12 protein-coding genes are annotated in these 13,650 nt (G+C 59.8%); 11 read left to right on the forward strand and 1 reads right to left on the reverse strand.

What is annotated here, in order from left to right:
• The first annotated feature begins 92 nt into the window (after positions 1–92).
• The 8 genes from HX855_RS32275 (at position 93) to HX855_RS32310 (ending at position 9,202) form a co-directional block, all read left to right on the forward strand.
• Positions 93–920 (forward strand): ATPase, encoded by an 828-nt coding sequence (locus HX855_RS32275; RefSeq protein ID WP_177090615.1) that lies wholly within the window; start codon positions 93–95, stop codon positions 918–920.
• Between the two features lie 157 nt (positions 921–1,077).
• The gene (locus HX855_RS32280) at positions 1,078–2,337 is read left to right on the forward strand and encodes an AGE family epimerase/isomerase (RefSeq protein ID WP_177090613.1); all 1,260 of its coding nucleotides are present in this window, start codon (positions 1,078–1,080) and stop codon (positions 2,335–2,337) included.
• Positions 2,338–2,443: 106 nt separating this feature from the next.
• Positions 2,444–3,730, forward strand: a complete 1,287-nt coding sequence (locus tag HX855_RS32285; RefSeq protein WP_177090611.1) for an ABC transporter substrate-binding protein — start codon at positions 2,444–2,446, stop codon at positions 3,728–3,730.
• Between the two features lie 88 nt (positions 3,731–3,818).
• Complete coding sequence (locus HX855_RS32290) at positions 3,819–4,727, forward strand: carbohydrate ABC transporter permease (protein ID WP_177090609.1); 909 nt, start codon at positions 3,819–3,821, stop codon at positions 4,725–4,727.
• Positions 4,720–5,565, forward strand: a complete 846-nt coding sequence (locus HX855_RS32295) for a carbohydrate ABC transporter permease (RefSeq protein WP_177048958.1) — start codon at positions 4,720–4,722, stop codon at positions 5,563–5,565. The genes HX855_RS32290 and HX855_RS32295 overlap by 8 nt, the downstream gene beginning before the upstream one ends.
• A gap of 2 nt (positions 5,566–5,567) precedes the next feature.
• Positions 5,568–6,728: an ABC transporter ATP-binding protein gene (locus HX855_RS32300; RefSeq protein ID WP_177090607.1), complete on the forward strand. Its 1,161-nt coding sequence runs from the start codon at positions 5,568–5,570 to the stop codon at positions 6,726–6,728.
• Between the two features lie 103 nt (positions 6,729–6,831).
• Complete coding sequence (locus tag HX855_RS32305; protein ID WP_177090605.1) at positions 6,832–8,178, forward strand: carbohydrate porin; 1,347 nt, start codon at positions 6,832–6,834, stop codon at positions 8,176–8,178.
• A gap of 178 nt (positions 8,179–8,356) precedes the next feature.
• Complete coding sequence (locus HX855_RS32310; RefSeq protein ID WP_177090604.1) at positions 8,357–9,202, forward strand: D-hexose-6-phosphate mutarotase; 846 nt, start codon at positions 8,357–8,359, stop codon at positions 9,200–9,202.
• A 170-nt stretch (positions 9,203–9,372) separates the two neighbouring features.
• On the opposite strand, the gene HX855_RS32315 is transcribed toward HX855_RS32310, so the two are convergent.
• Positions 9,373–10,233 (reverse strand): MurR/RpiR family transcriptional regulator, encoded by an 861-nt coding sequence (locus HX855_RS32315; protein WP_177090645.1) that lies wholly within the window; start codon positions 10,231–10,233, stop codon positions 9,373–9,375.
• A 218-nt stretch (positions 10,234–10,451) separates the two neighbouring features.
• On the opposite strand from HX855_RS32315, the gene zwf reads away from it, so the two are divergent.
• Genes zwf through HX855_RS32330 form a run of 3 tightly spaced genes read left to right on the forward strand, consistent with a single transcriptional unit; the run spans position 10,452 to position 13,301 of the window.
• Positions 10,452–11,918 (forward strand): glucose-6-phosphate dehydrogenase, encoded by a 1,467-nt coding sequence (gene zwf, locus HX855_RS32320; RefSeq protein ID WP_177090602.1) that lies wholly within the window; start codon positions 10,452–10,454, stop codon positions 11,916–11,918.
• Positions 11,905–12,618: a 6-phosphogluconolactonase gene (pgl, locus tag HX855_RS32325; RefSeq protein WP_177090600.1), complete on the forward strand. Its 714-nt coding sequence runs from the start codon at positions 11,905–11,907 to the stop codon at positions 12,616–12,618. Before zwf ends, pgl begins: the two co-directional genes overlap by 14 nt.
• A gap of 17 nt (positions 12,619–12,635) precedes the next feature.
• Positions 12,636–13,301 (forward strand): bifunctional 4-hydroxy-2-oxoglutarate aldolase/2-dehydro-3-deoxy-phosphogluconate aldolase, encoded by a 666-nt coding sequence (locus tag HX855_RS32330; protein WP_003213027.1) that lies wholly within the window; start codon positions 12,636–12,638, stop codon positions 13,299–13,301.
• The last annotated feature ends 349 nt before the right edge of the window (positions 13,302–13,650 follow it).

Raw genomic sequence — 13,650 nt, forward strand, 5'->3', positions numbered from 1 at the left:
TGCGACCCAGGGTCGATCAGTGCGGCAGGTCGGGGTTTATACTCCGGCGCTTGGCTATCCATATGCCACCTCAAAGGTTTGAAGGTTGATTCATGCGTAACGATGCTAACGACGACTTTGACAACGTTCCCAGCCTGCGGGCTGACACCCCGGATGACGATGATTTTGAGCCGACGCCGGCCACGTCCGTGCGCTCCCGGCCAGCGCCGGTGGTCAAGGTCAAGAGCGCCAGTACCGGGCCGTTGTGGGCGTTGGTCGGCGCGTTGCTGTTCGCCTTTGCGGGCCTTGCCTGGTGGAGCTTCCAGCAGATTTCCCTGATGGGCCAGCAACTGGTGGCCACCCAGGAAAGCTTTGCGCGCATCAGTGAGGAAGCGGCGGGGCGCCTGCAGGACATTTCCGGCAAGGTGGTGGCCAGCGAGGCCACCGTGAATAACGGCAGCGAAGCCCTGAAGCTTCAGATCAAGCAACTGGAAACCCAGTTGCTGGAACAGGGCAAGCAGCAGATGGGCGTGGCCGGGCAGGCAACTGACCTGGACAAACGCCTGGAGCAAATGACCGCCAGCACCACTCAACTGTCCGGCGCCAACGCGCAACTGCAAGGGCAGGTCCAGGCGCTGACGGATGCCGTGGCAACCCTCAAGTCCCGGGACGCCGATTTCAAGGAGTTGTCTGCCGACGTCGCCGCCCTGAAAAAACAGGGCAACCCGACGGCCGCCATTGCCCGCCTGGAGCAGGACCTTGTGGTGCTCAAGAGCGTACAGGACAGCCGTCCGGCCGCCTCCGACGGCCCGTCCAACAAGGAGTTCGACGTGTTCCGCATCCAGACCACGCGCAACGTCACCACCTTGCAAAGCCAGGTGCAGAATCTGCAGCAGCAGATCAACCAGCCGGCGCGGGTAAGCCCTATCGGGCAGCAGTGATGTTGATCCTCTGTAGGGGTCATTACACATGACGCCTACAGGCCCTAGCACATTCAATGTCACCATCTGGTGACATTTCCCCCCGCCTTCGTTACTTGCCCTCTCCCCGCCCTTGTTTAGACTCCCGTCATCCCGAACATAATAAAAAGGGCTAATCATGACCATGCAACCACTGCCTGCCAGCAGTTGGCTGAACGCACCTGCCCATCACGCCTGGCTTGCCACCGAAGGTCAGCGCCTGCTGTCATTCGCCAAGGCGTCCAAGCTACCGGACGGCTTCGGCAACCTCGACGATCACGGCGTTTTACCGCCTGATGCCGTCGCCGAAACCATGAACACGGCCCGCATGACCCACAGCTTCGCCATGGCCCACGGCCTGGGCTTGCCCGGTTATGCCGACCTGGTGGAGCACGGGGTTGCCGCCCTCAGCGGCCCGCTTCGCGACGCCCGGCACGGCGGCTGGTTCGCCACGCCCAATGCCAGCGATGGCAACACCGGCAAGGCCGCCTACCTGCACGCCTTTGTGGCCCTGGCCGCAAGTTCTGCGGCAGTGGCCGGGGCACCCGGTGCACACACCTTACTCAACGACGCGACACACATCATCGACCAGTATTTCTGGAGCGAAGAGGAGGGCGCGATGCTCGAATCCTTTGCCCAGGACTGGAGCGGTCTGGAAGCCTATCGCGGCGCCAACAGCAACATGCACGCCACTGAAGCGTTCCTGGCCCTGGCCGATGTCACCGGTGAAACCCGTTGGCTGGACCGCGCGCTGCGGATCGTCGAGCGCGTGATCCATACCCATGCGGCGGAAAACCGGGACATGGTGATCGAGCATTTCGACAGCCACTGGCAGCCCCTGCGCGGTTACAACGAAGACAACCCGGCCGATGGATTTCGCCCCTATGGCATCACCCCCGGCCACGGTTTTGAGTGGGCGCGGCTGGTGTTGCACCTTGAGGCCGCACGCCTGGACGCCGGGCTCGTGACCCCTGATTGGTTGTTGACCGACGCCAAGGGCCTGTTCGCCAGCGCCTGCGAATATGCCTGGGCCGTCGACGGTGCTCCCGGCATCGTCTATACCCTCGACTGGAGCCAGCGCCCCGTGGTGCGTGAGCGCCTGCACTGGACCCATTGCGAAGCCAGCGCCGCTGCCCAGGCCCTGCTCAAGCGCACGGGCGAGCTGCATTACGAAATCTGGTACCGGCGCTTCTGGGAGTTCTGTGAAAGCCATTTCATTGACCGAACCCACGGCAGCTGGCACCACGAACTGAGCCCGAAAAACCAGCCCAGCAGCAAGATCTGGGGTGGCAAGCCGGACCTGTACCACGCCTGGCAGTCTGTATTGCTGCCGGGTCTGCCGTTGTCACCGAGTATGGCCAGTGCCGTGGCCACCGGGCGTTATGTCACCAAATGGTGACATTTGGGCGTCCCTTTGTTACCTGCACCTGAAAAATCCCTGTTTAAACTCGTTTGCAGCGCAAGCACCGACTTGCATGCATAACAACAAGAAAAAAGGTACTCAGATGAAAGCGATCAGTCGCCTCGCCGTAGCTATTTCCGTTGCCTCGTTGTTTCCCCTCAGTGCTTTTGCCGCCGACTCGAAAGGGACGGTTGAAGTTGTGCATTGGTGGACCTCGGGTGGTGAGAAAGCGGCAGTAGATGTCCTGAAGGCTCAAGTTGAAAAAGACGGCTTCACCTGGAAAGACGGTGCCGTTGCAGGCGGTGGTGGTGCGACTGCCATGACCGTACTGAAAAGCCGCGCCGTTGCTGGCAACCCGCCAGGCATGGCCCAGATCAAAGGCCCCGACATCCAGGAATGGGCGTCCACCGGCCTGCTGGATACCGACGTCCTGAAGGCTCCCGCCAAAGAAGAAAAGTGGGACACCCTGCTGGACAAGAAAGTCTCCGATACCGTGAAGTACGAAGGTGACTACGTGGCAGTGCCGGTGAACATTCACCGCGTCAACTGGCTGTGGATCAACCCGGAAGTCTTCAAGAAAGCCGGCATCACCAAAAACCCGACCACCCTCGAAGAATTCTACGCAGCGGGCGACAAGCTCAAGGCCGCGGGCTTCATTCCGCTTGCCCACGGTGGCCAGCCTTGGCAGGACAGCACCGTCTTTGAAGCTGTCGTGCTCTCGGTCATGGGGGCTGACGGTTACAAGAAAGCCCTGGTCGACCTGGACGAAAAAGCCCTGACCGGCCCTGAAATGATCAAGTCCCTGACCGAACTGAAGAAGGTCGCGACCTACATGGACGTCGACGGCAAAGGCCAGGACTGGAACCTGGAAGCGGCCAAAGTCATCAACGGCAAGGCCGGCATGCAGATCATGGGTGACTGGGCCAAGAGTGAATGGACCGCCGCCAAGAAAGTCGCCGGCAAAGACTACGAGTGCGTAGCCTTCCCGGGCACCGACAAGGCGTTCACCTACAACATCGACTCCCTCGCGGTGTTCAAGCAGAAAGACAAAGGCACGGCTGCCGGTCAGCAGGACATTGCCAAGGTCGTGCTGAGCGAGAACTTCCAGAAAGTCTTCAGCATCAACAAGGGCTCGATCCCGGTTCGTATCGACATGTTGAAAGACATGGGCAAATACGGCTTCGACTCCTGCGCCCAGACCGCCGCCAAGGACTTCCTGGCTGACGCCCAGACCGGCGGCCTGCAGCCGAGCATGGCGCACAACATGGCGACCACGCTGGCCGTACAAGGCGCGTTCTTTGACGTCATCACCAACTACATCAACAACCCGGCCGCTGATCCGGCAACCACCGCGAAGCAACTGTACAGCGCGGTCAAGTCGGCCAAGTAACGGTTAGTACTGAATGGCCTTGTGGGGGGACCCCTAACCCCCACAAGGCATGTTCCTGTAGTCCTTTTTCCCTGTACTGGATTTTCCCATGAGTTCTGTTGCTGTGTTCAGCAAAGCCTCGCCGTTCGATGCACTGCAGCGCTGGCTACCCAAACTGGTGCTGGCGCCGAGCATGTTCATCGTTCTGGTGGGCTTCTATGGCTACATCCTGTGGACGTTTGTGCTGTCGTTCACTAACTCGACTTTCCTGCCGACCTACAAGTTTGTAGGCCTGGCTCAATATGCGCGCTTGTTCGACAACGACCGCTGGTGGGTCGCGAGCAAGAACCTGGCAGTGTTCGGTGGCATGTTCATCGGCATCACCTTGGTGATCGGCGTGACCCTGGCGATTTTCCTCGACCAGAAGATCCGCCGCGAAGGCTTTATCCGCACCATTTACCTGTACCCGATGGCGCTCTCGATGATCGTCACCGGTACGGCCTGGAAATGGCTGCTCAACCCGGGCATGGGCCTGGACAAATTGTTTCGTGACTGGGGCTGGCAGGGCTTTCGCCTGGACTGGCTGATCGACCCGGACCGTGTGGTGTATTGCCTGGTGATCGCCGCGGTGTGGCAAGCCTCGGGCTTTATCATGGCGATGTTCCTCGCCGGCCTGCGGGGTGTTGATCAATCGATCATCCGTGCTGCGCAGATCGACGGCGCGAGCATGCCGCGCATCTACTGGAAAGTGGTGTTGCCAAGCCTGCGTCCGGTGTTCTTCAGTGCGGTCATGATTCTGGCGCACATCGCGATCAAGAGTTTCGACCTGGTGGCAGCCATGACTGCAGGTGGTCCGGGTTACTCCTCCGACCTGCCGGCGATGTTCATGTACTCCTTCACCTTCAGCCGTGGCCAGATGGGCATGGGTTCGGCCAGTGCGATTCTGATGCTCGGTGCGATTCTCGCAATCATCGTGCCTTACCTGTATTCCGAGCTAAGGACCAAGCGTAATGACTAGTCTTGTCGGCAAACCTGCCATCAGCCTGAGCCGCATCGCGATCTACGCGGTGCTGATTCTCGCTGTCCTGCTGTACCTGGTGCCGTTGGTGGTCATGTTGCTCACCAGCTTCAAGACCCCGGAAGACATCAGCACCGGCAACCTGCTGAGCTGGCCCACCGTGGTCACCGGTATCGGCTGGGTGAAAGCCTGGGCGACGGTTGACGGTTACTTCTGGAACTCGATCAAGATCACCGTTCCGGCCGTGCTGATCTCCACCGCCATCGGTGCGTTGAATGGCTACGTGCTGTCGATGTGGCGTTTTCGCGGTTCGCAACTGTTCTTCGGCCTGTTGCTGTTCGGCTGCTTCCTGCCGTTCCAGACCGTCCTGCTGCCAGCCTCGTTCACCCTCGGCAAGATGGGCCTGGCCAGCACTACGACGGGCCTGGTGTTCGTGCACATCGTCTACGGACTGGCCTTTACTACACTGTTCTTCCGTAACTACTACGTCAGCATTCCCGATGCACTGGTGAAAGCGGCACGCCTGGATGGCGCGGGTTTCTTCACGATCTTCCGCCTGATCATCCTGCCGATGTCGACACCGATCATCATGGTGTGCCTGATCTGGCAGTTCACGCAGATCTGGAACGACTTCCTGTTCGGCGTGGTGTTCTCCAGCGGTGATTCCCAGCCCATCACAGTGGCGCTGAACAACCTGGTCAACACCAGTACCGGGGTCAAGGAATATAACGTTGATATGGCGGCGGCGATGATCGCCGGGCTGCCGACCCTGCTGGTCTATGTGGTCGCAGGCAAGTATTTCGTGCGCGGCCTGACGGCCGGCGCGGTCAAGGGGTAATCATGGCAACGCTTGAACTTCGTAACGTAAACAAGACTTATGGCGCCGGCCTGCCCGACACCCTGAAGAACATCGAACTGTCGATCAAGGAAGGTGAGTTCCTGATCCTGGTCGGACCTTCGGGTTGCGGCAAGTCGACCCTGATGAACTGCATTGCCGGCCTTGAGAACATCACCGGCGGTGCGATCATGATTGGCGACCAGGACGTCAGCGGCATGAGCCCCAAGGATCGCGACATCGCCATGGTGTTCCAGTCCTACGCGCTGTACCCGACCATGAGCGTGCGCGAGAACATCGAATTCGGCTTGAAGATTCGCAAGATGCCTCAGGCGGCGATCGACGAAGAAGTGGCGCGGGTGGCCAAGCTGCTGCAGATCGAGCACCTGCTCAATCGCAAGCCGGGCCAGCTCTCCGGTGGTCAGCAACAGCGTGTGGCCATGGGGCGTGCACTGGCGCGTCGGCCGAAGATCTACCTGTTCGACGAACCGCTGTCCAACCTCGACGCCAAGCTGCGGGTCGAGATGCGCACCGAAATGAAACTGATGCACCAGCGTCTGAAAACCACCACCGTCTACGTCACCCACGATCAGATCGAAGCGATGACCCTGGGCGACAAAGTGGCCGTGATGAAGGACGGCATCATCCAGCAGTTCGGCACGCCGAAAGAGATTTACAACGACCCGGCCAACCTGTTTGTGGCAAGCTTTATCGGTTCACCTCCGATGAACTTCATTCCATTGCGCCTGCAACGCAAGGACGGCCGCCTGGTGGCGTTGCTGGACAGCGGGCAGGCACGTTGTGAGTTGCCATTGAACATGACCGATGCAGGCCTTGAAGACCGCGAAGTGATCCTGGGCCTGCGCCCGGAGCAGATCGTGCTGGCCGCCGCCGAAGCCACCGGTGCACCGACCATTCGGGCCGAGGTGCAAGTCACCGAGCCGACTGGCCCGGACACCCTGGTGTTTGTGCAAATCAATGAAACCAAGGTCTGCTGCCGACTGGCGCCCGATGTGGCGCCGCACGTGGGCGAGACACTGACCTTGCAGTTCGACCCGGCCAAGGTGTTGCTGTTCGACGCCAAGACCGGTGAGCGTTTGGGCACTGCCGCTTCGTTGCCTGCACAGGACCGTGCCGACAACGTCGCTCAATTCAAGGGACGTTGAAGATTCAAAGATGTGTAGGGGCTTTTGTGGGAGATCTCTCCCACAAAGAAGTAAACCGCGTTAGATAAAAACAGTTAATAACAATAAAGACGAGGATGTAGGGATGAAAAAGCAACACAACAACACCCGGCTGATCTGCCAACTGTCAGCAGCAGCAGCCCTGGTACTGTCCGCCAATGCGATGGCGGACGACGCATTCAGCGCCGATTCCAAATGGATGACCGGTGACTGGGGCGGCGAGCGTACCAAGCTGATCGAGCAAGGTATCGACATCAAGGCGGATTACGTCGGTGAAGTCGGCGCCAACCTCGGCGGTGGCTACAACAATGACAAAACTGCCCGTTACGCTGACCAGTTCGGTCTGGGCGTAGCACTGGACCTGGACAAGCTGTGGGGCTGGAGCAACACCCAGGCCAAGATCCAGTTGACCAATCGTAATGGTGCGAACATCTCCAACGACCGTATCGGTGATCCGCGTGCCGGCACCTTGAGTTCGTCTCAAGAAGTCGATGGTCGTGGCCACATGGTGCGTCTGACCCAGTTCTGGATTCAGCACCAGATGTTCGACAACAAGCTGGACGTGAAGCTCGGTTACTTCGGTGAAGGCGAAGATTTCAACACCTTCCCGTGCGACTTCCAGAACTTGTCGTTCTGCGGCTCCCAGGTCGGTAACTATGTAAACACCTGGTACAACTGGCCTGTCAGCCAGGCCGCTATCCGCGTGAAATACAACATCACGCCTGAGCTGTATGCGCAAATTGGTGCGTACAACCAGAACCCGTCGCAGCTGGAACACGGCAACGGCTTCAAACTCAGCGGCAGCGGCACCAAGGGCACCGTATTGCCGGTGGAATTGGTCTGGTCGCCGAAGGTCAATGGCCTGCCGGGCGAATACCGTGTGGGTTACTACAAGAGCACCGCCGATGCGGCCGACGTGCGTGAAGACGTCAACGGTAACGACGCTGGCACCACCGGCGCCGCCTTCCGTGTTCGCAACAGCAAAAGCGGTTACTGGGGCGTTCTGCAACAGCAACTCACCACCCACAATGGCGACGCTTCACGCGGCTTGAACATCGCGGCCAACGCCACCTTCCACGACAAAGACACCAACCTGGTCGACAACTACCAGTCGGTGATGCTTGTGTACAAAGGCCCGTTCGACGCCCGTACCAAGGATGACGTGGGTATCGGTGTGTCCCGCATCCATGCCAACAGCGACGTGAAGAAAAACGCCGAGCTGTACAACGAGGCCAACGGCTTCACCGATTACAGCGAATCGGGTTACGCACCGCTGCGCAACACCGAATACAACGTCGAACTGAACTACGGCATCCACGTCACCAACTGGCTGACCGTGCGTCCCAACCTGCAATACATCGCCAACCCAGGTGGTGTTAAGCAAGTCGACAACGCCGTTGTAGCGGGCCTGAAAATTCAGTCTACGTTCTAACGTTGTTGCGATAAGCTCCTTCTCTCTGTGCGCATTTTGCGGGTAGCCAAGGCTACCCGCTTTTTTTTGTGTGGGAGCTGGCTTGCCTGCGATGCGAGCCCCGCGGTGTATCTGCCACACCGAGGCGATGCCATCGCAGGCAAGCCAGCTCCTACAAAGATCTTCAGGACCGTGGCACATGCATGAGCATCCGCTGCAACGCTTTTTCAAATCCCTGCGCGAGCGGCCGGTATTCGCCTGGGAACGCTTTCAGATGCGCGATGTGTTGGTGATCGACCACCCGCTGTGCCAGGCGGTGTTCAGTCGCCAGGGCGCGCAATTGCTGCACTTTCAGCCCAAGGGGCAGAAGCCCTGGTTGTGGTGCGCGGCCAAGTGGCCGCAGGTGGGCGCCATTCGTGGCGGTGTGCCGGTGTGTTGGCCATGGTATGGCCGCCATCCCAGCGAAAACGCCTGGCCCTCCCATGGTTGGGCGCGGCTGATCGACTGGAAACTGCTGGACAGCAGCACGGACGACGATGGTGTGCGGTTGCACTGGCAATTGCAGTTATGCGATTGGCAGGTGGACTTGCATGCGCACCTGGGGGACACCCTGGAACTGCGCCTGGCCACCGAGCACCAGGACGAACTGCCTTGCCAGCTGAGCCATGCGTTGCACGCCTATTGGCGAATTGGTGATGTGGGTGAGATAGCGCTGTCCGGGCTTGATGGGGCACAAGGTTACGACCAGCTCAATCGCCAGGCCTGTCAGCAGGAAGGTGAGTTGCGGGTCGATGGCGGTTGCCAGCGGGTGTTCCAGCACGACGGCGAATTGCACCTCAAGGACCATGCCTGGCAGCGCGAGTTGTGCATTGATACCGGAGAACGTGCCGACACCGTGGTGTGGCACCCGGGCAGCCGGCCGTTGCTGGGGGTGAGTTTCAACGAGGCGTCGGGGTTTGTGTGTGTGGAGTCGGCGATGGCCGCGGCCAGCCTGGCGCCGGGGGAGAGGGCGCATTTGAGTTTGCAGGCCCGGGCTGGGGTTTAGCGGTGTGGCAAGTGGCTCTTTGTGGCGAGGGAGCTTGCTCCCGCTGGGGCGCGAAGCGCCCCCTTAATCAGGCAATTGAGTTCTTTTTGAAAGACTGCGATGGACCTATTGGGGCCGCTTCGCAGCCCAGCGGGAGCAAGCTCCCTCACCACAAAAAGCCGTTCAACAGCCTAGTTAAACTCATCCCCCACCGGATACCGGCTGTCATTCAAGCTCTCTTTGATCTTGCGCAAATGCGGCTGGAAATCCACCCCGCGACGCAAGGTCATGCCCGTTGCCAGCACGTCCAGCACCGTCAGTTGAATGATCCGCGAGGTCATCGGCATGTAGATGTCGGTGTCTTCCGGCAGCGGGATGTTCAAGCTCACCGTACTGACCTTGGCCAGCGGTGAGTTCTCGGCGGTGACACCCAGCACCGAGGCGCCGTTTTCCCGCGCAATACGCGCCACTTCCACCAGTTCACGGGTGCGCCCGGTGTAGGAAATGATCACGAACAACTCACCGGTGTGGGCCACCGAGGCGATCATCCGTTGCATCAGCACATCGGCATGGGCCGTGACCGACAGGTTGAAACGGAAAAACTTGTGCAGGGCGTCCATGGCCACCGGCGCCGACGCACCCAGGCCAAAAAAGTGGATCTGCCGGGCCTGGATCAACAGGTCGACGGCCTTGCTGATCAGGTTCGGGTCCAGTGCCTGACAGGCGCTGTCCAGGGAGGCGATGGCGCTGCCAAAGATCTTCTGGGTGTAGGCCTCGGGGTTATCATCGGCCCCCACGGCACGGCTGACATACGCCGCGCCACTGGCCAGGCTCTGCGCCAGCTGCAATTTGAGTTCCGGGTAACCACTCACGCCGAACGAACGGCAAAAGCGGTTCACGGTGGGTTCGCTGACCGAAGCGGCCTGGGCGAGGGCGGCGATAGAGAAGCGGGTCGCCTGCTGCGGGTTGAGCAGGATGACCTCGGCGACTTTACGTTCAGCCTTGTTCAGTTCTTCGAGGCGTTTCTGGATCTGTTCCAGTAGATTTCGCACGCGGTCCATTCATGTTTCCTTAGGGCGACGATGCAAATAAGGGTCGTCAACCAATCGACGAGCGGCCCTTTGCGGTGGCCTATCCTACTGAGGGTAGTTGAACACCACCACTCGGAATACGTTTTTCGGGAAAATGTTGTGGTTATTACTACATTTTTCCTTGAGTGATGCCTTAAAAAAAGGTATTTGTAGCTTAACTTGATAAAAGAACAAACATCATGCCTTTGATAACCGTAGAACCCTGCACCTTTGCCCTGTTTGGCGCCTTGGGTGATCTGGCGCTGCGCAAGTTATTTCCTGCCCTCTATCAACTCGATGGCGCGGGTCTCCTGCACGAAGACACGCGCATCCTGGCGTTGGCCCGTGAGGCTGGTTCCGAGCAACAGCACCTGGCCCACATCGAAAAAGAATTGCGCAGCTACGTCGGCAAGGAACTGGACGAAACCGTCGCCCAGCGTTTCCTGGCCCGCCTGACGTACCTGCACGTCGACTTCCTGAAGGCCGACGACTACGTCGCCCTGGCAGAAAATGCCGGCACCGAACAACGCCTGATTGCCTACTTCGCCACCCCGGCGGCGGTGTACGGCGCAATCTGCGAGAACCTGTCCAAGGTCGGCCTGGCGGAAAACACCCGGGTGGTCCTGGAAAAACCCATCGGCTCGGACCTGGATTCCTCGCGCAAGGTCAACGACGCCGTGGCGCAGTTTTTCCCGGAAAACCGCACCTACCGCATCGACCACTACCTGGGCAAAGAGACCGTCCAGAACCTGATCGCCCTGCGTTTTGCCAACAGCCTGTTTGAAACCCAGTGGAACCAGAACTACATCTCCCACGTGGAAATCACCGTGGCCGAGCAGGTAGGCATCGAAGGTCGCTGGGGTTACTTCGACAAGGCCGGCCAGCTGCGGGACATGATCCAGAACCACCTGCTGCAGTTGCTGTGCCTGATCGCCATGGACCCGCCGGCTGACCTGTCTGCCGACAGTATTCGTGACGAGAAGGTCAAGGTGCTCAAGGCCCTGGCGCCCATCAGCCCGGACGGCCTGACCACCCAAGTGGTGCGCGGCCAATACATTGCGGGCTACAGCGCCGGCAAGCCGGTGCCGGGTTACCTGGAAGAAGAAAACTCCAACACCCAGAGCGACACTGAAACCTTCGTCGCCCTGCGGGCCGATATCCGTAACTGGCGTTGGGCCGGGGTGCCGTTCTACCTGCGCACCGGCAAGCGCATGCCGCAAAAGCTGTCGCAGATCGTCATCCACTTCAAGGAACCGTCCCACTACATCTTCGCCCCCGAGCAGCGCTTGCAGATCAGCAACAAACTGATCATCCGCCTGCAACCGGACGAAGGTATTTCCTTGCGCGTGATGACCAAGGAGCAGGGCCTGGACAAGGGCATGCAACTGCGCAGCGGGCCGCTGCAACTGAATTTTTCCGACACCTATCGCAGCGCGCGGATTCCCGATGCCTACGAGCGGTTGTTACTTGAAGTCATGCGCGGCAACCAGAACCTGTTTGTGCGCAAAGATGAAATCGAAGCCGCGTGGAAGTGGTGTGACCAGTTGATCGCCGGGTGGAAAAAATCCGGTGATGCGCCCAAGCCGTATGCGGCGGGGTCCTGGGGGCCGATGAGCTCGATTGCACTGATCACGCGGGACGGGAGGTCTTGGTATGGCGATATCTGAACTGAAACTGCCTCAGGGCGTCACTGCCCATGAGTACCGCACCGCGCCGTTGCTGGCTGACGGCCTGGCCAATGATGTGGCTGAACAACTGCGAACGGCCATCAGTGCCCGTGGCGAAGCGACCCTGGTGGTGTCCGGTGGCCGCAGCCCCGTGGCGTTCTTCCAGAACCTTGCCAAGCAAGGCCTGGACTGGTCCAAGGTGACTATCACCCTGGCCGACGAGCGTTGGGTGCCGGTGGAGCATGCCGACAGCAACGCCGGCCTGTTGAAGAAATATTTGCTGCAAGGCCCGGCGGCCAAGGCGAAGTTCCTGAGCCTGTACAGCGTCGCCGCCACCCTTGACCAGGCTGCCGAGCAGGCCGATCGCCTGCTCGCCGAGTTACCGGCGATTGACGTGCTGGTACTGGGCATGGGCGATGACGGCCACACCGCATCGCTGTTCCCCAACAGCCCGAACCTGGCGCAAGCCCTGAAGCCGGACGGCAGCCGTCGTTGCTGGCCGATGCTGGCGCCGACCGTGCCGCACCAGCGCCTGACCATGAGTCGCGCATTGCTGGCCAGCGCCCACTACACCGTGCTGTCGATTTCCGGCAGCTCGAAATTGACCACCTTGAGCGCCGCGCTGGCCAGTGACGACGTTGCTGCCATGCCGATACGCGCGTTTTTGCAACCTACTTTAGAGATTTACTGGTGCCCATGAGCCAAGGATCAGCCGCGATGAACAGCCCCCAACCTACCGTTTCCATGGCGGACAAAGTTGCCTTGATCGACAGCCTCTGCGCCAAGGCGCGGATCCTGCCGGTGATCACCATTGCCCGTGAACAGGACATTCTGCCCCTGGCCGATGCCCTGGCTGCCGGTGGTTTGACGGCACTGGAAGTGACCCTGCGTTCGCAGTTTGGCCTCAAGGCCATCCAGGTGTTGCGTGAGCAGCGCCCGGAGCTGTGCACCGGTGCCGGTACTGTGCTGGATCGCCACATGCTGGAAGCGGCCGAAGTGGCCGGTTCGCAATTTATCGTCACCCCCGGGATTACCCGTGATCTGCTGGAAGCCTCGGTTCACAGCTCGATTCCGTTGTTGCCGGGCATCAGCAATGCGTCCGGGATTATGGAAGGTTATGGCCTGGGTTATCGCCGCTTCAAGCTGTTCCCGGCTGAAGTCAGCGGTGGCGTGGCGGCTATCAAGGCCTTGGGCGGTCCGTTTGGTGAAGTGAAATTCTGCCCGACTGGCGGTGTGGGCCCGGCCAACATCAAGAGCTACATGGCCTTGAAGAATGTGATGTGCGTGGGCGGTAGCTGGATGCTCGACCCTGAATGGGTCAAGAACGGCGACTGGGCACGTATCCAGGAAACCACCGCTGAGGCGCTGGCTCTGCTGGACTGATTGGATTTACTGAATCGTTGTTGCTGTGTTCTACGGCATTTTTGCGGTGCACTTGGTCGGTGCGCCGCTTTTTTTTGCCTGGGGAAAACCCTCAAGGTTGCAGGGGGCTTGAGCCTCATGGAGATCAAGTGTGGGGGCTGGCTTGTCTGCGATGGCGGCGGATCAGTTGCCCATGTACTGGCGGACACAGGGCTATTGCAGGTTGAGTCTCTATGCTCTGTTGGGCTGGTTGACTGAGTACATATCCGTTATTTAGGTAACGGCGACTTAGGGTTCCGCTCTTACAGCGGGTCACTTTTGGAAAAGAGCCCCAAAAGTAACCAAAAGGGCTCTTGCCCCACCACTCGGT

The organism is Pseudomonas sp. IPO3778 (assembly GCF_013386825.1).
Lineage (GTDB): Bacteria > Pseudomonadota > Gammaproteobacteria > Pseudomonadales > Pseudomonadaceae > Aquipseudomonas.